Source organism: Thioclava sp. F1Mire-8 (assembly GCF_002213165.1).
Classification (GTDB): domain Bacteria; phylum Pseudomonadota; class Alphaproteobacteria; order Rhodobacterales; family Rhodobacteraceae; genus Thioclava; species Thioclava nitratireducens.
In genome coordinates, this window is the sequence record NZ_NBNY01000002.1 from 465,332 (window position 1) to 487,484 (window position 22,153).

Consider the following 22,153-nt stretch of genomic DNA (forward strand, 5'->3'; position numbering starts at 1 on the left):
ATCTTGAGAGGGTGGGGCGGCTTTGCTAGCCTCGCCCTTGGCTTTTCTTGAATGAAGCCACGGGATTTGCAGGAGTTTGAGATGGATCGCCGCGCCTTTCTTCTTTCGTTGGCCGCCTTGCCCTTCGCAAGCCTGCCCGCCTTTGCCGCAACCGAACCCGCGCAAAGCGTCGAGACCGGACCGGCCAAGCGCTGGCCGATCGGCTCGCAATATTACCCGACGAAAGTGGCGGTGAAGCCGGATCTGCCGGTGGGCTCGATCATCATCGTTTCCGACAAGTTCTTCCTCTATCACATCATCGCGCCGGGCGTTGCGATGCGATACGGCGTGGCGGTCGGCAAGGCGGAACTGACATTCCGCGGCAAGGCGACGGTAGCGCGCAAGGTCAAATGGCCGAGCTGGACCCCGACGCCAGAGATGATCGAGCGTAACCCGGCCTACAAGAAATACGCCGACGGCATGAAAGGTGGGCCGGAGAACCCGCTCGGCGCGCGGGCGATGTATCTCTATCAGAATGGGCATGACACGGCGATCCGCATCCACGGCACGACCGAGCCGCGGTCGATCGGGCATGCGGTCTCGAACGGCTGCATCCGGATGGTGAACGATCACGTCATCGAGCTGTTCAACAGCGTTCCCGTCGGCACGCAGGTTACTGTCTACTGATGAAACTTACCTCGATTGCCGAGGTCGCCGCGCTCGATTTCGACATGATCATCGATGTGCGCTCGCCTTCGGAATTCGCCGAGGATCATATCCCCGGCGCCATCAACCTGCCCGTGCTCGACGATGAGGAGCGCGCCCGCGTCGGCACGATCTACAAACAGGTCGCGCCCTTCGACGCGCGCAAGATCGGTGCGGCGCTGGTGGCGCAGAATGCAGCCAAACATTTGCAGGGTCCGCTGGCCGACAAGGAAGGCGGCTGGCGTCCGCTGGTCTATTGCTGGCGCGGCGGACAGCGCTCGGGCTCTTTCGCGACGATCCTGAAGCAGGTCGGCTGGCGCGTGGAGCTGGTCGAGGGCGGCTACAAGGCGTTCCGGTCGCTGGTGGTGGAGGCTGGACAGGCGGCGATGCCCTGTCCGGTGGTCGTACTCGACGGCAATACCGGAACCGCGAAGACCGACATTCTGAAAGCGGCACGGGCACAGGGCGCGCAGGTGATCGATCTGGAGGGGCTGGCCAATCATCGCGGTTCTCTCTTCGGGGCGATGGAGGGCGGGCAGTCGAGCCAGAAGGATTTCGAGACCAGGCTGATCATGGAGATCGCGGCGCTCGACCCGGCGCGACCGGTGCTGCTGGAGGCGGAAAGCTCAAAGATTGGCGATCTCCAACTGCCGAGCGGGATCTGGGCTGCGATCAAGGACGCGCCGCGTGTGCGGATCAGGGCGCCGCTGGCGGAGCGCGCGGGGTATCTGGCGCGGGCCTATGCGGATATCACGGCGGACCCGGATCGTCTGCTTGGGGTGCTCGATCAGTTGCGGCCCTTCCAGCCCGCCGAGCGGGTCGCGGCATGGCAGGTACAGGCGCAGGCCGGTGAATATGCGGCGCTGGCGGGCGAATTGATGCGCGACCATTATGATCCGCGCTACGAGAAACACCGCGCGCGTCATGTGGAGCTGGAGCGGGTGATCGAGGCTGAGAGTCTCGCGCCGGAGGCGATCGAGGGGATAGCTGCGCAGGTGGTAAGAGAGGCGCAGGAGATGGCGGAGCGCTAAGGGGCGTGAGCCCTTGGCACGGGCGACCAGCCTGGGCCGCGCCCGACCCTCCCCCCAGGAGGGCACATTGGCAATGTCATCGCGAGTAGGCATGTCTTCCGGGCTTGCGAGATAAAGCGCCAAGCCATCTGCCGGTCAAAGCGCCCCCCAAGGGTCGGGCGCGTCCCGTCTCTCACCGCACCCGCAGGAACGCCGGGCCGTCCGCAATCGACCCGATCCGCGCGGCGCGGTAGCCTGCCGCTTCCAGCTTTGCCAACACCTCCGCCGTCTGCGCCTCCGGCACGCTCGCCAGCAAGCCACCCGAGGTCTGCGGATCGTGCAACAACTCCGTACGCGGCCCCGGCGGCGCGGTCATCCGGCCCGCGCAATTGGCGATGTTTTGCGGCAGGAGCGTCGAGTGTTCGCCCGCTTCCGCCAAAGCTTCGGCGCCCTCCAGCAGCGGGATCGCGTCAAGGTCCAGCTCTGCCGAGACAGCCGACGCCTCGCATAGTCCCAGCAGATGCCCTGCGAGACCAAACCCCGTTACATCCGTCATCGCAGAGGCCACGGGCGCGAGGATCGCGGAGGCGTCGGCGGAACTGCGGGTCATGCTCTCCAGCGCGCCTGCCACCACGTCGCCGGGAGCGTGCTTCGCCATCTCGGCGGCGAGGATCACGCCCGTTCCAAGCGCCTTGGTCAGGATCAGTGCCTCACCCGGACGCGCTCGGTCTTGGCCCAGCGGTCGCTCTGCCAGCCCGGTCACGGTGAAGCCGAGTGTCAGCTCCGCGCCCATCGAGGTATGCCCGCCGACGAGATCGCAGCCCGCTTCGCGGAACGCCTCCGACGCGGCACCCAGCATCTCGCGCAGGGCCCGCGCGCCCAGTTCCTCCGACTGGCGAGGCAGTGTGACCTGCGCCAAGGCCGCCTGCGGTGCCGCGCCCATCGCCCAGGCGTCGCTCATCGCATGCAGCGCGACGATCCGGCCCAGAAGCCACGGATCTTCGGTGAAGGCGCGGACGTGATCGGTGGTGAAGACCTGTGCTTGCGAGCCGCAGGACAGAACGGCGGCATCGTCGCCCGGACCGCTCAGCACATCCGTTCGCGCAGGTGCGGGCAAGTCAGATAGCGCCTCGCGCAGCGCCTGACCGCCCAGCTTCGCGCCGCAGCCGCCGCACATCGGTTTGCTGCCCAGCACCTCCGCGATTCCCTGCGCGTGCTCGCGTGGCAGGGGGGGTGTCGGCATCGCGGGCAGATCGTGGACCTTCGTCATGAACTTGCGGTCAATCCGGTTCTTCCAGCGCCAGAGCCACGCGCCGTTCAACGGCAACCCCCATTTATCGGCCACCGCCAGCTTGCCGCCTGCGGAGATCAGTTTCAGATAATCGCGCTGCGGCTGGTAGGTCTTCATCTCTCCGCCCGAAGCGGCAGCGCGAAGGTTTGCGAACAGCGGCTTGGCCTCGCGCACCGCATAGACCCCTGCCTTGGGACGCGGCGCGTGGCTGAGATGGGCGATGTCGCCTGCGGCGAAGATCGCGGGGTCCGAGCTTTGCAGCGTCGGGCCGACCGTGACGAAACCGTCGGTCAGATCGAGTCCGGTTTCGGGTAGCCAGTCGGCGGGTTTCGTCGACCCCGTACCGATGATGAAATCGGCCTCGGCTGTGCGGTCGCCTTCCAGAAGGAGCCGCCCTTTTCCCGCCCCGATCAGCGCCGCGTCGGTCTCGATCTTCACGCCGAGCCGTGCGCAGTGTTTCAGCATCGCATTCCGGGCGCCGGTGCCGAGCGCGCGCAACGCCTCGGGGGCGGCCTCATAGACCGTTACCTGGGCCTGTGGCAGACGGTGTGCACACGCCATTGCAAGCTCCACCCCCGCCACGCCGCCGCCGACCACGGCGATCTTTGGCGACTCGGGCGGATTGGCGGCGAAGGCGTCCCAGGCATCGGCGAAAGCGTCGAGCGGTTTCGCGGGCACGACATGCTCGCGAAATCCCGGCAGCTGCGGCATCTCTGCCGTGATCCCGATATCGATCGAGGCCACGTCGTAGGCGATCGGCGCACGCCCCGGCACCTCGATCAGCCGCCGGGCCCGATCGATTCCCGTCGCGCGCCCCAGAACCAGCCGCGCGCCAGCATGTCTTGCGAGCTTCACCAGATCGAGCTGCAACTCGTCGCGGGTATAATGCCCCGCCACATGGCCCGGCAGCATCCCCGAATAGGCGGCGGAAGGCGCGGGGTTGATCACTGTCAGCCGCACGCCCGGAAGCGGCTTCATCCCCCACATCCGCAGCACCAGCGCGTGGGTATGACCGCCCCCGATCAGAACGATATCGCGTGTGAGGGGCAGGGCAGGGGCGGCGTGCATGGTCTCTCCTTTTCTCCTCCTGCCTAGCCTTTGCGCACGGCTTCGCCAATTCCCAATATGCCGCAGCGAAATGGGGGCAATTTTCCCGCAAAACGTCCTTGACTGGACGATCCGCTTTGCCTAGTTAGCCCCCCAGTGGCTAGGTAGCTCAGCTGGTTAGAGCACACGACTCATAATCGTGGGGTCGGGGGTTCAAGTCCCCCCCTCGCCACCACTACTCCCCTCTTTCGGGAGAGATGCGAAAAGGGCGCCCCGCGGGGCGCCCTTTGCTTTTGTCTCTGGCTCAACCTCAGTTCGAGGCGGTGCGCAGAAGATCGGTGATCCGGCGCACGACGGCACGGCGGTTGGCTTCCGAGGGGCCTTCGGTCTGCACTTTCAGGTCCTGTTCGCCATAGCCCTGCACCACGAGGTTCTCGGCGGGCACGTCGAAATACTCGCTCAGTGCCAGCGCGACCGATTCCGCGCGACGGTCCGAGAGCGCAAGGTTGTAGGCGGCGCTGCCGACGGCGTCGGTATGGCCTTCCACGAGGAACAACTCACGCGGGTTCTCGTCGATGCGCTGTTGGATCGCCTGTCCCAGAGCCGAGAGGGCCTGCGCTTGATCCGGCTGGATCGCTGCCGAACCAGTCTCGAAGTTGATGTTCTCGACCGTAATTGCGGGCGCGAGTTCGCGGACCGGGGTGATGTTGCGCACCTGCGAAAGCGTGAAGGTACGGTCGACGCCACTCTGGCGGGTCAGCGCTTCGCGCAGTGCCTGTTCGTTGCTGGAAGACACCGTCGCGACGGGCTTGGGCTTGGGGAGCGCCGAGACATCTACAGGGTCTGCGCCCTGCGCGTCATTGACCAGCAGGTATTGCGTCCCGTCGGGCTGGACCAGCGTCCGCTTGAGGATTCGGCGCTGCGCGTCATAGACGGTGACAATCTGGCTGCCGTCCGGCTTGGTCACGATCGTGCGCGACGAGCCGTCCGCGTAGTCCTGCGTGCGAATCTTCGACCCGGGCTGACGCAGAAGCGCGTTATCGTCCTTCACCAACTGATAGGATCCGTCGGGCTGCTGCACCACGACGCGGTCGCCCGAATTCACGGCTACTTTCGAACCGTTGTTCAGGATCGCTCCCACGGCGAGCGCACCGAGACCGGAGAGCGCTGCGGTTTCGAGCGTGCTCAGGCCGTCCTTTTTCTTCTTCGTCGAATCGGTCTGGGCCGTGGCCTGCGCCTGTGCGTCGGGCTTGGCGTCGACCGTGGTCGAGAAGTCTTCCGAGGCGCTGCGCGCAGTGTCCTCGGTCACCGTTTCTTCGGTGGCATTGGTGGTGTCGGTGCTGTCGGCCGGTGCGTTGAGCGCCTCGTTCTGCACAGCCTCGCCCTGGATCGCGGCCTTGGTGTCTGTCAGCGCGTTCTCGAGCAGCTTCGTCGCCTCGGCGGTCGAGCTGTCCTGCGTGTTCGCCTGTTGATCCGTTTGCGCCTCGGCACTCGCGTCAGCACTCGCCGCATCGGTGGTGTTCGCGTCGGCGTTCGTCGAATCTGCGGTCGTCGCCTCTTTCGGCTGGACCACCTTCGGCTCGACGTCGGAACCCGATCCGCCATTGCCCTCCTGCACGACCTGAGTGTCGGAGGTGGTATCGGTCGAGGTCTCGCCAGCGGGTTTCGCCTCGGGTTCAGCCGTCGCGGTGCTCTCCGGCTGAGCCGCCGAGTTCTGCATGGCGTTTTCTGTGGTGTCGGTCACCGGGGCAGGGGCGTCCTGCGAGGTGGTGTCGGGGCTCATGGTGTCCGTCGCCTCGGCATTCGTCTGGCCTTCTGCAGCAGTCGAACCGTCAGCGGTGGCGTCGGTTGTACCGTCAGCCGTCGCGCCGGTCGAGCCATCGGTCGCGGCGGTCGCGGACCCGTCGGTCTTCGTGGTCGTATCGGCTGAAGTCGTGCCCTCGCCGTTCGCGGTCGCGGCCCCGTCGGTCTCGGCGGGCGCCGCGGCCTCGGGCTGCGCATCGGTCGATGCGGCGGCGTCGGGCTCGGCAGACGTATCTGCATTCGTGGCCGTATCGGTATCGGTCGTCGCGGCAGCGGCCGCGTCGGCGTTGGCATCGGTGCCCGTGGTCCCGGATTGAGTGGTCACATCCGCGCCGCCTTCGACTGCGGCTTTCGCGCTGGCGTCGGGGGCGTCACTGCTCGCGGCCGGGTCCTGTTCGGAGGGCGGGGCTGCGCCTTCGATCGCCGCTTTCGCAGCCTGATCGGCTTCGCTGTCGGACATCGGCGCATCTGCATTCGCCGGATCGGTGCCTGCGGCGGCTTCAGCGGAGCCGTCGGCATTCGCCGCATTGGCCTCGCAATCGGCTTTCGCCTGCTCCATCGGGGTGCCGTCTGCGACTGCTTTCGCAACGCATTCCGCAGCGGTGGTGTTACTGTCCTGGGCAAGCGCACTGAACGGCAGGATCGCCGGGCTCAGCGCGGCAAGGCCGGCAACGAGCGCAGTGGTCGTCTTCAACGTCTTCATGTCGTCTCCCTTTCATACGGCATCTGGCCGTGTATCGGGGGACCAAACGTTTCACGGAGGCGTGTGTTCCGGCGCGTCACCACCATCGGCGTGAATCAGCGCGGGGCGAGCCTGCAGGCCCGCCCCGTGAATTGAAAACAGAAATGGTTGCCGACCCGGCTCAGTGAGTCTTCTTCACCGCCTTCAACTTGTCGATGCCGAGCATCTTCATCGCGGTCTTCTCGTAGAACGGCTCCGAGGTGCCCTTGCGCAGCTTGCGCAGGAAATATTTCTCGAACCCGATCTTGGCGAGATGGACCCATTTGCCCTGGCTCGACCAGTTGACGTTTCGCGGCGGAAGCTGAGGCTGGGCCACGAAAGCGATGCCACTGTCGCCGAAATCGGCCAGACAGATCGCGTTCCAGGTGCCGGTCTCGTCGGGTTCTTTGCCGCGCACGATATTGCCTAGGTTATGCGCGGTGGCGGTGACCATCGACTCGATCATGAAGCCGGTTTTCGGCACGCCGCAGGGTACCGGGGTCGGCCCCATGGGCGGGATCGCGATGCCGACGCCGATGCCGAAGACGTTCGGATATTTCGGGTTGCGCTGGTGCTTGTCGACGATGACGAAGCCGCGCGGATTGACGAGACCGTCCAGCCCCATGACCGCCGGGATGCCACGGAAGGGTGGCAGCATCATCGCGTATTTGAACGGCAATTCGTGGGCGGCCTTGATCGAGCCGTCATCGGCGATTTCCTCGACATGCATCACGCCGTCCTCGACCTTCTTCACACGGCTCGAGACCATCCACTTCATGTGCTTGTTGCGCATTTCGGATTCGAGAAGGCCCTTGGTGTCGCCCACGCCATCAAGACCGAGATGGCCGACATAGGGCTCGGAGGTGACGAAGGTGATCGGCACCTGATCGCGGATCTTCGCGCGCCGCAGCGCAGTGTCGAGGATGAAGGCGAATTCATAGGCCGGGCCGAAGCACGAGGCACCCTGCACCGCGCCCACGATGATCGGGCCGGGGTTTTCGCAGAAGCGTTTGAAGGCGGTGCCGGCCTCCTCGGCGTGATCGATGTGACAGACCGAATGCGTGAAGCCGTCAGGGCCGAGCCCCTCGATCTCGTCGAAGGCCAGTTCCGGGCCGGTGGCGAGGACGATGTAATCGTAGGAAATCTCGCGGCCATCCTCCAGCTCGACCTTGTTGTCATCGGGATGCAGGCGCTTGGCCGCGACCGGGATGAACTTGATGTTCTTTTTCTTCATCGTCGGTTCGAGATCGACGGTGATGTCCTTGCGGTCGCGCCAACCGACGGCGACCCAGGGGTTCGAGGGCACGAAGTGATACTTCGGGTCCTTGGTGATGACGGTGATCTCGTCTTCCTTGCGGACCTGGTCACGCAATTCATAAGCCATGATGGCGCCGCCAAGACCCGCGCCAAGTACCACGATATGTGCCATTGCCTTCCTCCCACTCCCTAACGTCAACCGCTCTATCTACCGATAGATGCAAATTATTGAATGTGTCAAGTTGCTCGACACTTCAAATTTTGAGCCTGAATCCTGGGGGCGGCAACGATGACGGTCAATGAGAAGGGGGGTAGAGGCGGCGCGAGCATGAAAAAAGGGCCGGCGCCTGGCCGACCCTTTCGTCTTTTCGTTCGTGCAATCGCTTACTTCGGCGGTTCCGCGGTAATGCCCTCGACATAGAAGGTCATCGAATGAAGCTGGTCGTCGGTCGCGACATCGCCTGCCTTGAGGAATTCGCTGCCGTCCTGCTTGTTGAGCGGACCCGCGAAGGGATGGACCTTGCCCGAGGCGATGTCGTCCTTGAGCTGCAGCGCCTCTTTCTTGACGTCGTCCGGCACCGCCGAGGAGATCTCGCCGATCTTCACCATGCCGCTGTCGATGCCGCCCCAGGTGGCTTCCGATTTCCAGGTGCCGTCCATGACGGCGCCGACGCGTTCGATGTAATAGGGCGCCCAGTTGTCGATGGTCGAGGAGACGCGCGGCATCGGCGCGAAGGACGACATGTCCGAGGCCTGACCGAAGGTGATGACGTTGCCCGCTTCCTGAGCTTTCGCCTGCGGCGCGGTCGAGTCGGTATGCTGCAGCAGCACGTCCACCCCATCGGCGATCAGGGCTGCGGCCGCGTCGGCCTCTTTCGCCGGGTCGAACCACGAATAGGCCCAGACGACTTTCATCTCGACGTCCGGGTTCACCTTCTTCGCCGCGAGGTAGGCGGCGTTGATGCCCTGATAGACCTCTGGGATCGGGAAGGAGCCGATATAGCCGATCTTGTTGGTCTTGGTCATGCGACCGCCGATCGTGCCCTGAATGGCGCGACCTTGGTAGAACTTCGCGTCATAGGTCGCGAGGTTGTCGGCGAGCTTGTAGCCGGTGGCGTGCTCGAATTTCACGTCGGGGAATTTCTTGGCGACGTTCACGACCGCGTCCATGAAGCCGAAGGAGGTCGCGAAGATCAGCTTGTTGCCGTCCAGCGCAAGCTGGGTCAGCGCGCGCTCGGCATCGGGACCTTCCGGCACGTTCTCGATGAACGAGGTTTTCACCTTGTCGCCGTATTTCTCTTCGATCGCCTGACGACCCTGGTCGTGCTGGTAGGACCACCCCATGTCGCCGACGGGGCCGACATAGATGAAGCCGACTTTCAGCGGCTCGTCAGCGGCGAAAGCCGGGACGCCTGCGCCCGCGACAACGGCCGTGGCGGCGGTGGTTTTCAAAAAGGATCTGCGGTTCATCGCGTTACTCCAAGTTGGGTGGCGGGCCTCTTGATGGGGCCCTTCGAGATATGCCTCAGCTCGAGGCGTGGAAAGACTTGCCGAGGCTGGCAGGGGCGGCCTGCACGCCGTGGCGGTGGATGGCGGAGAGGATGACCAGCACCACGATGGTGATGACGTAGGGGGCCATCGACAGGATATGCACCGGGATCGCGTAGCCCGCGGCCTGCAGCTGCAATTGCAGCGCGGTGATGCCGCCGAAGAGATAGGCGCCGAGCAGCACGCGCCACGGCCGCCAGCTTGCGAAGACCACGATGGCGAGCGCGATCCAGCCCGCGCCAGCGGTCATGCCTTCGGTCCATTGCGGCACGCGCACGAGGCTGAGATAGGCACCGCCCAGACCGGCCAGCGCCCCGCCGAAGGCCAACGCGGCAAAGCGGACGGCGACGACGCGGTATCCCAACGCGTGTGCTGCGTCATGACTTTCGCCCACCGCGCGCAGGATCAGCCCCATGCGGGTTGAGCGCAGCACGTACCAGACCACGGCGACGAGGATCAGCGAGAGATAAACGATCCAGTCATGCGAGAACAGGATGCGGCCCAGCACCGGAATATCCGAGAGCGGCCCGAAATCGATCTTCGGCGTCGCGGGCGGCCGCACGCCCTCATAGCCCTTTCCGATCAGCGCGCTCAGGCCAAGTCCGAACAGCGTCAGTGCAAGGCCGGTCGCGACCTGGTTCGACAGCAGCTTCTGCGTCAGAAAGGCGAAGAGCGTCGCCAGCAAAGCGCCGGCAATCGCCCCCATCAGGAAGCCCAGAACCGGGCTTCCGGTGGCGACGGCGGCAGCAAAGCCCGCGACCGCGCCCATGATCATCATCCCCTCGACGCCGAGGTTCAGCACGCCCGATTTCTCGGCTACCAATTCTCCGGTGGCCGCTAGCAAAACCGGGGTCGACGCGCCCATCAGAGTCGCCGTCAGGGTGATGATGTCGATGCCGCCCACGATCATAGCGTGCCTCCATGTCCCCAGAACAGAACCGGCCCCCAGGCCAGATAGCCCCCGACGAGGCCGATGACGAGCCCGGCCATCGAGGCGTAACGCTCGCGTCCGCGCAGGGTGGGGCGGCGGGGCTCTTCGCTGTCGGGGCGCGCGCCGATGCGGTAGATCACCGCCCGCGACGCGCCAACCGCCAGTTCGAAAACCACCATCATAACCACTCCGATCACGACGAAGGCCCAGAATGCCTGCGCCACGGCGAGCAGATAGTACAGGCCTAGCCCCATCACGACGCCGCCGAGAAAGATGACCGCCAGGCGCAGCGAGGGGAGTTTGCCCGTCATGCCGCGACCCTCCCGAAACGGATGCGGAAGTTGGTCAGCACATCGAAGGCCAGCAGGAAGAACAGCAGCATCCCTTGAAACACCTGGATCGCCGCCGAGGGCAGGCCGAGCATCAACTGCGCCATGTCGCCGCCGATATAGGTCAGCGCCATCAGCAGACCCGCCAGCAGGATGCCGATCGGGTGCAGGCGCCCCAAGAAGGCCACGATGATTGCGGTGAAGCCATAGCCCACGTTGAAGCTGTCGGTGATCTGACCCGAGGGACCGGAGACTTCGAACATGCCCGCGAGGCCCGCGAAGGCGCCGCCCATGCCAAGCCCGAGGATCACCAGCCGCGCCGGCATCACGCCTGCGAAGCGGGCGGCGCGCGGGGCCTCGCCTGCGACGCGGATACGGAAACCGGTGATGTGGCGGTGCATCAGCCCATAGGTAAAGATCACCGCGATCAGTGCCGCGACGACGCCCCAATGCATGCCTGTGCCCGCGATCAGCTCGTGGTTGAAGGCAGAGGGGTAGTCCTGCAGGTTGCGCGATCCGGGAAAGCCGAAGCCTTCGGGGTTCTTGAGCGGCCCGAAGGCCATGTAGGCCAGCAAGTTCTCGGCCACGTAGACCAGCATCAGCGAGACGAGAATTTCAGAGGTGCCGAACAACACTTTCAGCACCGCGGGGATCATTGCCCAGAGGAAGCCGCCAAGCGCGCCGAGCACGATCATCACCGGGAACAGCCAGTGGCTTTCGGCCGGGTACATCTTCAGCGCCAGCCACGCCGAGAACAGCGCGCCCATGATGTATTGCCCCTCCGCGCCGATGTTCCAGATGCCCGCGCGAAAGCCCACGGCGAGCCCGCAGGCGATCAGGATCAGCGGCCCGGCCTTGACGAGCAACTGGCCACGGAAATAGGCCGCGTTGCCGCCGAAAAGCGGGTCCCAGAAGATTACGCGGATCGCCTCGACCGGGTGCTTGCCGAGCATCGCGAACAGGATGCCGCCCGCAATCATGGTGGCGATCACGGCGAGGATCGGTGTGGCGTAGGACCAGAAGCGAGACGGGGTGGGGCGCCGGACGAGAGTGATCATACCGCAGCCTCCTGCATCCCGTGCGCGCCACCGAGCATCATGCCGATCTCTTCGATCGTCAGCCCCTGCGTCGGGCGCGAGGCGCTCAGGCGGCCTTCGTTCAGTGCCGAGAAGCGGTCGGAGATTTCCATAAGCTCATCGAGGTCCTGGCTGATCGCGATCACCGCAGCCCCTTTCGCGGCCAGATCGAGCAGCGCTTGCCGAATCGACGCTGCGGCGGCGGCATCGACACCCCATGTCGGCTGGTTCACGACCAACACGGCGGGGTTTTGCAGCACTTCGCGGCCGATCACGTATTTCTGCAGGTTTCCGCCCGACAGCGCCCGGGCGGCCACATGCGCGCCGGGGGTGCGCACGTCGAAGGCTTGAATGATCTCGTCGGCGAAGGTCTTCGCCGCACCCTGATCTACGAAGCCGTTGCGGGTCAGCGGCTTGCGCATCGTCCCGGTGAGAATCGCATTCTCCGTCAGGCTCATCGCGGGAACGGCGGCATGGCCGAGCCTCTCCTCAGGGGCCGCCAGCATCCCCTTCGCGCGGCGTGGATTCGGCCCGAGGCCGGAGATATCTTCGCCCATCAGGCTGACGGTGCCGGGGGCGGAGGGCCGCTCTCCCGACAGGGTCGCCAGCAATTCTTCCTGACCGTTGCCTGCGACGCCGCCGATGCCAAGCACCTCGCCCGCGCGCAGCTCGAAGCTGAGATCCTTCAGCGACGGACCGAATTGCGACATCGGCGCCAGCGACAGCCCATCGACCTTCAGCACCACATCGCCCAGTTTGCGCTCGGCTCGGTCGGTCACTTTCAACTCCGCACCGACCATCAGCTCGGCCAGTTCGCGCGCGGTCTTTTCGCTCGGGTTGCAGCTTGCCACCACCTTGCCGCCGCGCAGGATGGTCGCGCCTTCGCAAAGCGTGCGGATTTCCTCGAGCTTGTGGCTGATATAGAGGATCGCGGTGCCCTCGGCGGAGAGCTTGCGCAGCGTGTGGAACAGGATTTCCACCTCCTGCGGCGTCAGAACCGAGGTCGGCTCGTCCATGATCAGAAGCTTCGGGTCCTGCAGCAGGCAGCGCACGATCTCGACGCGCTGACGCTCGCCCGCGGAGAGGTCTCCGACCAGACGGGCAGGGTCCAGCGGCAGGCCATAGGCGGTGGAAATCTCGCGGATACGCTTGGCGAGTTGGCGCATCGGCGGCGGGTTTTCCATGCCGAGCGCCACGTTCTCGGCGACGTTCAGCGCCTCGAAGAGCGAGAAATGCTGAAACACCATCGCGACGCCTGCGGCCCGCGCCGCGCGTGGATCGGCTGGCGCGAAGGGTTGGCCGGCGAAATGCATCGTGCCGGAATCAGGCTTCACGAGCCCGTAGATCATTTTCACCAGCGTCGATTTGCCGGCGCCGTTCTCGCCCAGCAGGGCGTGCACTTCGCCCGGACGCACCGAGAAGCCGACGCCATCGTTGGCCACGACCCCAGGATAGGCTTTTGTCAGCCCGTCGATCTTGAGCAGCTCCGTCACCCGGCGCGTTTCCCTTTCCCCGTCGCCACCTTCGCGGCGTTCAGCTCCTTCACTAGCCCGGTCGCGACCCCAAGAGCAATGGCTTGAGGATGCTTCCCCAAGGTCGGATCGCCTATCGGGCAGGCAATGCGTGAAATTTGTGCATCAGAATGACCGAGGGCGGCAAGACGTTTGCGGAAGCGGACCCATTTGCTGTCCGATCCGATCAGGCCGAGCCCGCCGACCCCGTGAGCGAGCAGCCGGTGGCAGAGTTCGAGGTCGAGCGCATGTGAATAGGTCAGCACGAAATGGCGCGCTTCGGTCGGGGCTAGAGAGACAAGATCAGCCGGGTTCTCTGCGATCAGTGGCGTGACGCCCTCGGGGAGTGTCTCGGGAAACCGCTCGGACCCGCTATCGGCCCAGAAAAGTGCGAGGCCGGGCAGGGGGGCGAGCGCACCGATCAGCGCGCGCCCGACATGGCCCGCGCCCCAGATCCAGACCGGGGTGGCGGGTGGTGCGACCCGCTCGATCAGCCAGGTCTCCACCAGCAGCGGCGGTGCCTCGCCGCGATCGCGGGCGCGCGCCAGCGCGCGGGTGACGGCCAGCGGCTCGGGCGCGCCCGGCGTCAGCGGGCGCGCGTGCCAATCGCCTGTAATCTGCGCGACGGTGTTCCGGTCCATCCGCTCGTAGCCCAGCACCACGGCCCCGCCGCAACACTGGTTCATGGCCGGGCCGAGCGGGATTTTCTCGACCCCAGTCAGCCCGCCCCGCGCCTTTGCGATGGCGGAGAATTCCAGCGCGCCGCCGCCGATCGTGCCCTCGACGTGATCCGCCCAGACCAGCATCTCCGCCCCGTCTTCGCGCGGGGTGGAGCCTTGGGCGCGCGCGACCACCACGCGGGTGAACGGTCCGCGTTCCGCCGCGCGGGCGAGGGCTGCGGGATCCAGGCTCATGCGTCACCCCTTGCCCGGTGCACGGCAGCCAGAACCGCCTCGGGCGTCGCGGGCGCTTGCAGATCGGGCCAGTTCGGACCGCAGGATTTGCACGCGTCCTGCAGCGCGAGGAAGGCCGAGATCGCCAGCATGAAGGGCGGCTCGCCGACCGCCTTGGAGCGATAGATCGTGTCCTCGCGGTTCGGCTCGTCCCAGAGCGCCACGTTGAACACACGCGGGCGGTCCGAGCAGGCGGGGATCTTGTAGGTCGAAGGCGCATGGGTGCGCAGTCGGCCTTTATCGTCCCAGACCAGTTCCTCGGTCGTCAGCCAGCCCGCGCCCTGAACGTAGCCGCCTTCGATCTGGCCGATGTCGATAGCCGGGTTCAGCGAGGCGCCCGCATCATGCAGGATGTCGGTGCGCAGGATGCGGTTCTCGCCGGTCAGCGTGTCGATCACCACCTCTGTCACCGCCGCGCCATAGGCGAAGTAGAAGAACGGTCGGCCCTGCCCCTTGATCCGGTCCCAGCTGATCTTCGGCGTGGCATAGAAGCCGGTCGAGGAGAGCGACACCCGCGCCTCATAGGCCAGCTTCACCAGCTTCGCGAAGGGCAGGGCATGCTCGCCCGCGCGCACCTCGCCATTGGCGAAGCTCACGTCTTCGATGGCTGCGCCGGAGCTTTCGGCCATGAACGCGGCGAGCCGCGCCTTGATCGTCTCGCAGGCGGCCTTCACCGCCATGCCGTTCAGGTCGGCCCCCGAAGAGGCCGCCGTAGCGGAGGTATTGGGCACCTTGTCGGTGGCGGTCGCGGTGATGCGCACGTCCTCGTCCGTCACGCCAAAGACCGAGGCCGCGACCTGACAGACCTTGCGGTGCAGGCCCTGACCCATCTCGGTGCCGCCGTGGTTCAACTGTATCGAGCCGTCGGCATAGATATGCACCAGCGCGCCCGCCTGGTTCAGCTGGGTCAGCGTGAAGGAGATGCCGAACTTCACCGGCGTCAGCGAGACGCCGCGCTTCAGCGTCGTGTTGGCGGCGTTCCATTCGGCCACGCGGGCTTTGCGGGCCGCGAACTCGGCGGATTGCTCCAAGCGCTCGGTGATTTCGGGCAGGATGAAATCCTCGACCGGCTGGCCGTAATGCGTGCTCTGCCCGCCCGCTGGGTCGTAGTAGTTGCGCTTGCGCAGATCGAGCGGGTCGATCCCCATCACATGCGCGAGGTGATCGAGCGCGGCTTCCGTTCCGATCATGCCCTGCGGGCCGCCGAAGCCCCGGAAGGCCGTCGCGCTTTGGGTGTTGGTGCGCAGCCGGTGGCTCTCGATCTTCACATTCGGCAGGTAATAGGAACTGTCGGTGTGCAGCATCGCGCGATCGCAGACCGGCAGGCTCAGGTCGGGCGACCAGCCGCAGCGGGCGAGATGGGTGAACTCGGCCGCGACGATCTTGCCCTCGGCATCCGCGCCGAGCCGATACTTGATCCGGAAATCATGGCGCTTGCCGGTGATGATCATGTCGTCGTCGCGGTCGTAGCGCATCTTGCAGGGCCGCCCGGTGGCCCGCGCGACGACGGCGCAGGCGATGGCGAGCGCGTTGCCCTGGCTCTCCTTGCCGCCGAAACCGCCGCCCATCCGGCGCATCTCCACGCGGACGTCATGCATCGCGCAGCCAAGCGCGTCGGCCACCTTGTGCTGGATTTCCGACGGGTGCTGCGAGGAACAGCGGATCACCATCCCCTGATCGTCGGGCAGCGCGAGGGCGGCCTGACCTTCGAGGTAGAAATGCTCCTGCCCGCCCATGTCGAAGCTGCCTTCGACGATATGTTCTGCCTGCGCGAAGCCCGCGCCGGTATCGCCGCGCGCCCAGGTGACCGGGCCGCCTTCGAAATGGCTGTTGGCCTCGAGCGCCTGTTCGACGGTCAGGATCGCCGGGCGCGGCTTGTAGTCGACATTCGCGAGCCGCGCCGCTTTGCGCGCGGCATGGTGGCTGGTCGCGGCGACCACGAAGATCGGCTGACCGACATAATGCACGACACCTTCGGCCAGAACCGGTTCGGGCTCGGGCGCGGGCGAGGCGTTATTGGCGAACGGCATGTCTTCGGCGGTGAGCACCGCGACGACGCCCGGAGCGCTGCGCACCGCGCTCAGATCGAGCGAGGCGATCTCGGCATGGGCTTCGGTCGAGAGGCCGAAGGCGAGGTGCAGCGTGTTGCCGGGGCAGGGGATGTCATCGACGTAGCGCGCCGCTCCGGTGACGTGCAACTGCGCGGAATCGTGGGGTTTCTTCGTGCCGACGCTCATGGTTTCACCTCCAGAATGGAGGGGGCGCCTTGGGCGTTGCGCACATAGCGGATCAACATCGCCTTGGCGGCCTCCATCCGGTAGGCATCCGAGGCGCGCATGTCGGTGAGCGGCGTGAAGTCCTGCTCCAGCGCGGGCAGGGCGGCCGTGACCGCCTCCTCGGTGAAGGGCTGGCCCTCAAGCGCCGCTTCCAATTCCGTTGCGCGTTTCGGGATACCCGCCATGCCGCCAAAGGCGATGCGCGCGGACCGGATCGTGTCGCCCTCGCGCGAGATATTCAGCGCGCCGCAGACGGCGGAGATGTCCTGATCGAACCGCTTCGAGAGTTTGTAGCAGGCGAGATCGGGCACGGATTTCGGGAAGCTGACGCTTTCGACGAATTCGCCGGGCGCGCGGTCCTGTTTGCCGTAGTCGAGGAAGAAACTCTCCAGCGGGATCGTGCGGCGCGTGTCACCCTTGCGCAGCGTCAGCTCCGCGCCCATCGCGATCAGGACGGGCGGGCTGTCACCGATGGGCGAGCCGTTCGCGATATTGCCACCGATCGTCGCCGCCTGACGCACCTGTTCGGAGGCGAAACGGCGGAGCAATTCGGCAAAGCTCGGGAGCGTGTCGCGGATCGTCTCGCGCAACGTCGAGAGCGTGATGCCCGCGCCGACGATATAGCGGTCGTGGGTTTCCTCGATGTTCCGGAGGTCTTTGCAGTTGTTCAGGAAAGCGACTTCTTTCAGGTCTCGCAGCTGTTTGGTGACCCAGAGACCCACATCAGTCGCGCCCGCGATCAGCGTGGCGTCCGGATGAGCGAGATACCACTCCGCCAGCGCATCCGCGCTTGCGGGAAGGAAGACATGATCGGCCATAAGCGCGACGTCTGTCAGATCGGGCGGCGTGTCGTGCATCCACGCGGGCACGGGCGCGTCCTGAGCCGCCTCGGCGGCGCGGATGATCGGTGCGTAGCCGGTGCAGCGGCAAAGGTTGCCCGCCAGCAGATCGTCGTGATCGCGGCGTCCATTGAGATGACCCGCCGCCATCGAGGCGATGAAGCCCGGCGTGCAGAAACCGCATTGCGAGCCGTGATGGTCGACCATTGCCTGCTGAACTGGGTGCAATTCGCCCTTAGGCCCCGCGACGCCCTCGACGGTGCGCAGCGCGCGCCCGTGCATATGGGGCATCATCATCAGGCAGGCATTGAGCGGTTTGGCCCCGTTGGCGTCGGTCACGATGACCGAACAGGCACCGCAATCGCCCTCGTTGCAGCCCTCCTTGGTGCCGGTCAGGCCTTCGGCGCGCAGCCAGTCGAGCACAGATTGCGTCGGATCGGTAATCGCCACCGTCCGGGTTTCTCCATTGAGAAGAAACGTGATCTCCATAAGAAAAATCCGCCGCCTTACCAGTCGTCCCTGCGGTCCCCCTCGATGCGGCGTAGAACGGGACCTGCCCAGCAAAGCCGATGCGGACGGGCTTTGGCAAGGGATTCTCGATCCTGCGCTGCTCGAATCTTGATCCGACGATCAAGATTTGGGCGTCGAGCGACGCCGAACGGTCGAACGCGAAGCGTCTGGAGGACGCGGCGAGAGGCTGGCGCGGGGCGACACGACCAGCTAAATCTGGTGGCATGACCAGCCCCCGATTCATTCACCTGCGCGTCCATACCGAGTATTCCCTGCTCGAAGGCGCCGTGCCCGCGAAGAAACTCGTGAAGATGTGCGAGTCGGCGGGGATGCCCGCCGTCGCCGTGACCGACACGAACAACATGTTCGCGGCGCTCGAGTTTTCCGTGACCGCGACGGGGGCGGGGCTGCAGCCGATCGTCGGTTGTCAGGTATCGCTCGAATTCGATCCCGCCAAGCCGGGCGAGCGTCCGCGCCTGCCTGCACCGATCGTTCTGCTGGCCCAGACCGAGCGCGGCTACGAGAACCTGATGAAGCTGAACTCGTGCCTCTATCTCGACAAGCACGGGGCGCAGATTCAGGTCACTCTGGAGGAGCTGGAGCGCCATTCCGAGGGGCTGATCTGTCTCTCTGGCGGTCCCGACGGTCCGGTTGGACGGCTGATCCGGAACGGCGCGAAGGACCGCGCCAAGGCGCTTTTGCAACAGCTCGCCGGCATCTACCCGAACCGGCTCTATGTCGAATTACAGCGCCACCCGGGCGAGGGCGGCACGCTGACCGAGGCCGAGATCGCGACCGAGCGGCCGTTCGTCGAATGGGCCTATGAGCTGGGTCTGCCGCTGGTCGCGACCAACGACGTCTATTTCCCGAAGCCCGAGATTTACCAGGCCCATGACGCGATGATCTGTATCGCGGAGGGCGCCTATGTCGATCAGATCGAGCCGCGCCGCCGTCTGACCCCGCAGCATTATTTCAAGTCCGAAGGCGAGATGGTCGCGCTCTTCGCCGATCTGCCCGAAGCGGTGGAGAACACGGTCGAGATCGCGAAACGCTGCGCCTTCTCGACCTACAAGCGGGCACCGATCCTGCCGAAATTCGCCGATGACGAGGTCGAGGAACTGCGGCGTCAGGCGTGGGACGGGTTGCGCAACCGCCTCGACGTGATCCCGCATGCAGCGCCGGTCGAGGATTACGAGGCGCGGCTGAAATTCGAACTCGACATCATCGAGCAGATGGGCTTCCCGGGCTACTTCCTGATCGTTGCCGACTTCATCAAATGGGCCAAGGATCACGACATTCCGGTCGGGCCGGGGCGCGGCTCGGGTGCAGGTTCGCTGGTCGCCTACGCTCTTACCATCACCGACCTTGATCCGCTGCGCTATTCGCTGCTGTTCGAACGCTTCCTCAACCCGGAACGTGTTTCGATGCCGGACTTCGATATCGACTTCTGCATGGATCGCCGCGAGGAGGTGATCCAATACGTGCAGAAGAAATACGGGCGCGAGAAGGTGGGCCAGATCATCACCTTCGGTGCGCTGTTGTCGAAGGCCGCCGTGCGCGACGTGGGGCGCGTGTTGCAGATGTCCTACGGCCAGGTCGACAAGCTGTCGAAGCTGATCCCGGTCGAAGGCGTGAAGCCCGTCAGCATCGAGAAGGCGCTGGCCGATGAGCCGCGTCTGCGCGAGGCGGCCCGCAACGAAGAGGTCGTGGCGCGGCTTCTCGATTACGCGAAGGCGATCGAAGGCCTGCTGCGCAACGCCTCGACCCACGCGGCGGGCGTCGTGATCGGCGACCGTCCGATCGATGAGCTGGTGCCGCTCTATCAGGATCCGCGCTCGGACATGCCCGCGACCCAGTTCAACATGAAATGGGTCGAGCAGGCGGGTCTGGTGAAGTTCGACTTCCTCGGCCTGAAGACGCTGACGGTGATCCGCTCGGCGATGGAACTGATCTTCAAATCGGGCCGGCCGCTGCATGTCGATGCCGCCGGCAACCAGCTTTACGAACCCGCCGAGGGCGCGGAAAATCACATCAACGCGATCCCGCTGGATGATCCGAAGACCTACAAGCTTTACGCGGACGCGAAGACTGTCGCGGTGTTCCAGGTGGAATCGGAGGGCATGAAATCGGCGCTGCGCCAGATGAAGCCTACCTGTATCGAGGACATCGTGGCGCTGGTGGCGCTCTATCGCCCGGGTCCGATGGAGAACATCCCGGTCTATTGCGAGGTGAAGAACGGTCTGCGCGAGATCACTTCGGTGCATCCGACCATCGACCATATCCTCGAAGAGACGCAGGGCATCATCGTCTATCAGGAGCAGGTGATGCAAATCGCGCAGGTCATGGCGGGTTACTCGCTTGGCGGCGCGGACCTTCTCCGTCGCGCGATGGGTAAGAAGATCAAGGAGGCGATGGACGCCGAGCGTCCGAAATTCGAGGCGGGCGCGGCCAAGAACGGGGTCGACAAGAAAAAGGCCTCCGAGGTGTTCGACCTTCTGGAGAAATTCGCCAACTACGGCTTCAACAAATCCCACGCAGCGGCTTATGCGGTGGTGTCCTATTACACCGGCTGGCTGAAGGCGAACCACGCGGTCGAGTTCATGGGCGGCGTGATGAACTGCGATATTCATCTGACCGACAAGCTCGCGATCTATGCCGACGAGGTGCAGAAGAAGCTGGGGATCGAGATCATTCCGCCTTGCGTGAACCGTTCGCTCTCGACCTTTGACGTGGTCGATCAGAAGCTGGTCTACGCGCTGGGCGCGCTGAAGAATGTGGGCGTGGACGCGATGCAGATGATCGTGACCGCGCGCGGCGACGAGCCGTTCAAGGATCTGTTCGATTTCGCGCGGCGTGTCGACATGAAGCGCGTCGGTAAACGCCCGCTCGAGATGCTGGCGCGGGCCGGGGCTTTCGATCTGCTCGATCCGAACCGCAAGCGCGTCTTCGAGTCGCTGGAATCGCTGATGGCGTGGTCGGGCGCGGTGATCGAGGCGCGCGAGTCGGCGCAGGTGTCGCTCTTCGGCGAGGCGGGCGACGATCTGCCGCCGCCGCGTCTGGCCGATACCGACGACTGGCTGCCGGGCGAGCGTCTGGCCGAGGAACACAAAGCCATCGGCTTCTACCTCTCGGGCCACCCGATCGAGGATTACCTGCCCGCGCTCAAGCGCAAGAAGGTGCTGAGCTGGGAAGAGGTGCAGCAAAAGGCCGTGGGCGGTCCCTTCGTCACCAAGATCGCGGGCGAGGTCGCCTCGGTGCGCGAGAAGAAATCCGCCAAGGGCAACCGCTTCGCCTTCGTCGCGCTGTCGGATGCCTCGGGCCCCTACGAGGTGGCTTTCTGGTCGGAGGCGCTGGAAGCCTGCCGCGACGTGCTGGAAACCGGTAACCTTCTGGTGCTGACCGTGAAGGTCGAGGTGGATGGCGAGTCGGTGCGCATGGTCGCCAACGCGGCGCAGACCGTGGACAAGGCGACGGCGGATGCGGGCTCCTCCGGGCTGCTGGTGCATATCGACGACAATGATGCGGTCGCCTCGGTGGCGAGCCTCGTCGAGCGGGTCGCCCGCGAAGGGAAGGTCCATTCGCGCGGGCCGATCAGCTTCATGGTCTATGACAACGAGCGCGGCTGCCGCTACAAGATCACCGCGATGCCCGAGGCGCCGGTCAATGCGCAGGTGAAAGGAGCGCTGCGCAGCCTGCGCGGGGTCAGCGAGGTCGAAGAGGTCTGAGCCTCACAGGCTGCGCGCCACCCATGCCAGCCGCAGCGTGATCGCGGCGGCCAGGGCGGTGGCGAACTCGCCCCAGCGCAACAGTGCCACGCCGCGCAGCAGATCGGGCTCGTTGATCCCGTCGCGCACCGCACCGGAGATCATGCCCATCTCCAGCCACGCGGCCGCACCCAGCAGCCCTGTTGCGAGGAAACTCAACGAAACCAGAAACATCGTCTGCCGATGGGCGCGCGTCTGCCAGATCAGCGCGCTCATCAGCGGCACGGCGAAGAAGACCTGCATCGCGAGGATGCCGCTTCCCTGCCACAGCTCGAACCGATCGATCGTCGAACGGAGGTCGATGCCCGGGGGCCAGACCAGCAAAGCGGTGTAGATGAGCGCCTGCGCGCTCACGAAAACACCGTTCAGGCCCCAGAGCGCCGCGTCCATTACCAGTGCGGTGGTTTCTGATCGGCCAGAGGGATAGAGCCGCCGCTGTCATATTCGCGCTCGGCCTCGCGCTCCATCAGCAGGCCCAGATGCCGCTCCAGCCGTTCGATCTGACGGGCCTGCGCGACGATGACATCGGACAACTCGTCCACCGTTTGCGTCAGATAGGCGATCTGTTCTTCCGCCCGTTCGAGCCGTTCCTGCATCTGCCGT

Annotated in this window: 16 protein-coding genes and 1 tRNA gene; 4 read left to right on the forward strand and 13 right to left on the reverse strand. The window is 65.3% G+C overall.

The window, feature by feature from the left end; translation table 11 throughout:
* The first annotated feature begins 81 nt into the window (after window positions 1–81).
* Together B6V75_RS10755 and mnmH are read left to right on the forward strand one after the other, a co-directional pair.
* Window positions 82–666 carry a L,D-transpeptidase gene (locus B6V75_RS10755; protein ID WP_075774179.1) on the forward strand — a complete coding sequence of 195 codons (585 nt, stop codon included), beginning with the start codon at window positions 82–84 and terminating at the stop codon, window positions 664–666.
* Complete coding sequence (mnmH, locus tag B6V75_RS10760) at window positions 666–1,715, forward strand: tRNA 2-selenouridine(34) synthase MnmH (protein WP_088719676.1); 1,050 nt, start codon at window positions 666–668, stop codon at window positions 1,713–1,715. Before B6V75_RS10755 ends, mnmH begins: the two co-directional genes overlap by 1 nt.
* A 172-nt stretch (window positions 1,716–1,887) precedes the next feature.
* On the opposite strand, the gene selD is transcribed toward mnmH, so the two are convergent.
* Window positions 1,888–4,053, reverse strand: coding sequence for a selenide, water dikinase SelD (selD, locus tag B6V75_RS10765; protein ID WP_088719677.1), 2,166 nt, complete (start codon window positions 4,051–4,053; stop codon window positions 1,888–1,890).
* Between the two features lie 137 nt (window positions 4,054–4,190).
* Between selD and B6V75_RS10770 the strand changes: the two genes are divergently transcribed.
* A tRNA-Met gene (locus tag B6V75_RS10770) sits at window positions 4,191–4,267 on the forward strand.
* A 75-nt stretch (window positions 4,268–4,342) separates the two neighbouring features.
* Here B6V75_RS10770 and B6V75_RS10775 read toward each other — a convergent pair.
* The 10 genes from B6V75_RS10775 to xdhA form a co-directional block, all read right to left on the reverse strand.
* Complete coding sequence (locus tag B6V75_RS10775) at window positions 4,343–6,538, reverse strand: OmpA family protein (RefSeq protein ID WP_088719678.1); 2,196 nt, start codon at window positions 6,536–6,538, stop codon at window positions 4,343–4,345.
* Between the two features lie 160 nt (window positions 6,539–6,698).
* Window positions 6,699–7,985, reverse strand: coding sequence for an FAD/NAD(P)-binding oxidoreductase (locus B6V75_RS10780; protein WP_075774183.1), 1,287 nt, complete (start codon window positions 7,983–7,985; stop codon window positions 6,699–6,701).
* 212 nt (window positions 7,986–8,197) lie between these two features.
* A complete protein-coding gene (locus tag B6V75_RS10785) occupies window positions 8,198–9,283 on the reverse strand; it encodes a BMP family ABC transporter substrate-binding protein (RefSeq protein WP_075774184.1) in 1,086 nt (361 codons plus the stop codon).
* 55 nt (window positions 9,284–9,338) lie between these two features.
* The gene (locus tag B6V75_RS10790; RefSeq protein WP_088719679.1) at window positions 9,339–10,271 is read right to left on the reverse strand and encodes an ABC transporter permease; all 933 of its coding nucleotides are present in this window, start codon (window positions 10,269–10,271) and stop codon (window positions 9,339–9,341) included.
* A complete protein-coding gene (locus B6V75_RS10795) occupies window positions 10,268–10,603 on the reverse strand; it encodes a hypothetical protein (protein ID WP_088719680.1) in 336 nt (111 codons plus the stop codon). The genes B6V75_RS10790 and B6V75_RS10795 overlap by 4 nt, the downstream gene beginning before the upstream one ends.
* Window positions 10,600–11,679, reverse strand: coding sequence for an ABC transporter permease (locus B6V75_RS10800; protein WP_075774187.1), 1,080 nt, complete (start codon window positions 11,677–11,679; stop codon window positions 10,600–10,602). Before B6V75_RS10800 ends, B6V75_RS10795 begins: the two co-directional genes overlap by 4 nt.
* Window positions 11,676–13,190 (reverse strand): ABC transporter ATP-binding protein, encoded by a 1,515-nt coding sequence (locus B6V75_RS10805; protein WP_075774188.1) that lies wholly within the window; start codon window positions 13,188–13,190, stop codon window positions 11,676–11,678. The genes B6V75_RS10800 and B6V75_RS10805 overlap by 4 nt, the downstream gene beginning before the upstream one ends.
* A complete protein-coding gene (gene xdhC, locus B6V75_RS10810; RefSeq protein ID WP_075774189.1) occupies window positions 13,187–14,122 on the reverse strand; it encodes a xanthine dehydrogenase accessory protein XdhC in 936 nt (311 codons plus the stop codon). The genes B6V75_RS10805 and xdhC overlap by 4 nt, the downstream gene beginning before the upstream one ends.
* Window positions 14,119–16,398, reverse strand: a complete 2,280-nt coding sequence (xdhB, locus tag B6V75_RS10815) for a xanthine dehydrogenase molybdopterin binding subunit (RefSeq protein WP_088719681.1) — start codon at window positions 16,396–16,398, stop codon at window positions 14,119–14,121. The genes xdhC and xdhB overlap by 4 nt, the downstream gene beginning before the upstream one ends.
* Complete coding sequence (gene xdhA / locus B6V75_RS10820; RefSeq protein WP_088719682.1) at window positions 16,395–17,765, reverse strand: xanthine dehydrogenase small subunit; 1,371 nt, start codon at window positions 17,763–17,765, stop codon at window positions 16,395–16,397. Before xdhA ends, xdhB begins: the two co-directional genes overlap by 4 nt.
* 245 nt (window positions 17,766–18,010) lie before the next feature.
* Between xdhA and dnaE the strand changes: the two genes are divergently transcribed.
* Complete coding sequence (gene dnaE, locus B6V75_RS10825) at window positions 18,011–21,511, forward strand: DNA polymerase III subunit alpha (RefSeq protein ID WP_088719773.1); 3,501 nt, start codon at window positions 18,011–18,013, stop codon at window positions 21,509–21,511.
* 3 nt (window positions 21,512–21,514) lie between these two features.
* On the opposite strand, the gene B6V75_RS10830 is transcribed toward dnaE, so the two are convergent.
* Together B6V75_RS10830 and B6V75_RS10835 are read right to left on the reverse strand one after the other, a co-directional pair.
* Window positions 21,515–21,940 (reverse strand): hypothetical protein, encoded by a 426-nt coding sequence (locus tag B6V75_RS10830; RefSeq protein ID WP_075774192.1) that lies wholly within the window; start codon window positions 21,938–21,940, stop codon window positions 21,515–21,517.
* The gene (locus tag B6V75_RS10835; protein WP_075774193.1) at window positions 21,940–22,146 is read right to left on the reverse strand and encodes a SlyX family protein; all 207 of its coding nucleotides are present in this window, start codon (window positions 22,144–22,146) and stop codon (window positions 21,940–21,942) included. The genes B6V75_RS10830 and B6V75_RS10835 overlap by 1 nt, the downstream gene beginning before the upstream one ends.
* Between the last annotated feature and the right edge of the window lie 7 nt (window positions 22,147–22,153).

Bases quoted from the DNA above. Each gene is read 5' to 3' on its own strand.
- B6V75_RS10755 (WP_075774179.1), top strand. From the start codon at position 82: ATGGATCGCCGCGCCTTTCTTCTTTCGTTGGCCGCCTTGCCCTTCGCA.
- mnmH (WP_088719676.1), top strand. From the start codon at position 666: ATGAAACTTACCTCGATTGCCGAGGTCGCCGCGCTCGATTTCGACATG.
- selD (WP_088719677.1), bottom strand. From the start codon at position 4,053: ATGCACGCCGCCCCTGCCCTGCCCCTCACACGCGATATCGTTCTGATC.
- B6V75_RS10775 (WP_088719678.1), bottom strand. From the start codon at position 6,538: ATGAAGACGTTGAAGACGACCACTGCGCTCGTTGCCGGCCTTGCCGCG.
- B6V75_RS10780 (WP_075774183.1), bottom strand. From the start codon at position 7,985: ATGGCACATATCGTGGTACTTGGCGCGGGTCTTGGCGGCGCCATCATG.
- B6V75_RS10785 (WP_075774184.1), bottom strand. From the start codon at position 9,283: ATGAACCGCAGATCCTTTTTGAAAACCACCGCCGCCACGGCCGTTGTC.
- B6V75_RS10790 (WP_088719679.1), bottom strand. From the start codon at position 10,271: ATGATCGTGGGCGGCATCGACATCATCACCCTGACGGCGACTCTGATG.
- B6V75_RS10795 (WP_088719680.1), bottom strand. From the start codon at position 10,603: ATGACGGGCAAACTCCCCTCGCTGCGCCTGGCGGTCATCTTTCTCGGC.
- B6V75_RS10800 (WP_075774187.1), bottom strand. From the start codon at position 11,679: ATGATCACTCTCGTCCGGCGCCCCACCCCGTCTCGCTTCTGGTCCTAC.
- xdhC (WP_075774189.1), bottom strand. From the start codon at position 14,122: ATGAGCCTGGATCCCGCAGCCCTCGCCCGCGCGGCGGAACGCGGACCG.
- xdhB (WP_088719681.1), bottom strand. From the start codon at position 16,398: ATGAGCGTCGGCACGAAGAAACCCCACGATTCCGCGCAGTTGCACGTC.
- xdhA (WP_088719682.1), bottom strand. From the start codon at position 17,765: ATGGAGATCACGTTTCTTCTCAATGGAGAAACCCGGACGGTGGCGATT.
- dnaE (WP_088719773.1), top strand. From the start codon at position 18,011: ATGACCAGCCCCCGATTCATTCACCTGCGCGTCCATACCGAGTATTCC.
- B6V75_RS10830 (WP_075774192.1), bottom strand. From the start codon at position 21,940: ATGGACGCGGCGCTCTGGGGCCTGAACGGTGTTTTCGTGAGCGCGCAG.
- B6V75_RS10835 (WP_075774193.1), bottom strand. From the start codon at position 22,146: ATGCAGGAACGGCTCGAACGGGCGGAAGAACAGATCGCCTATCTGACG.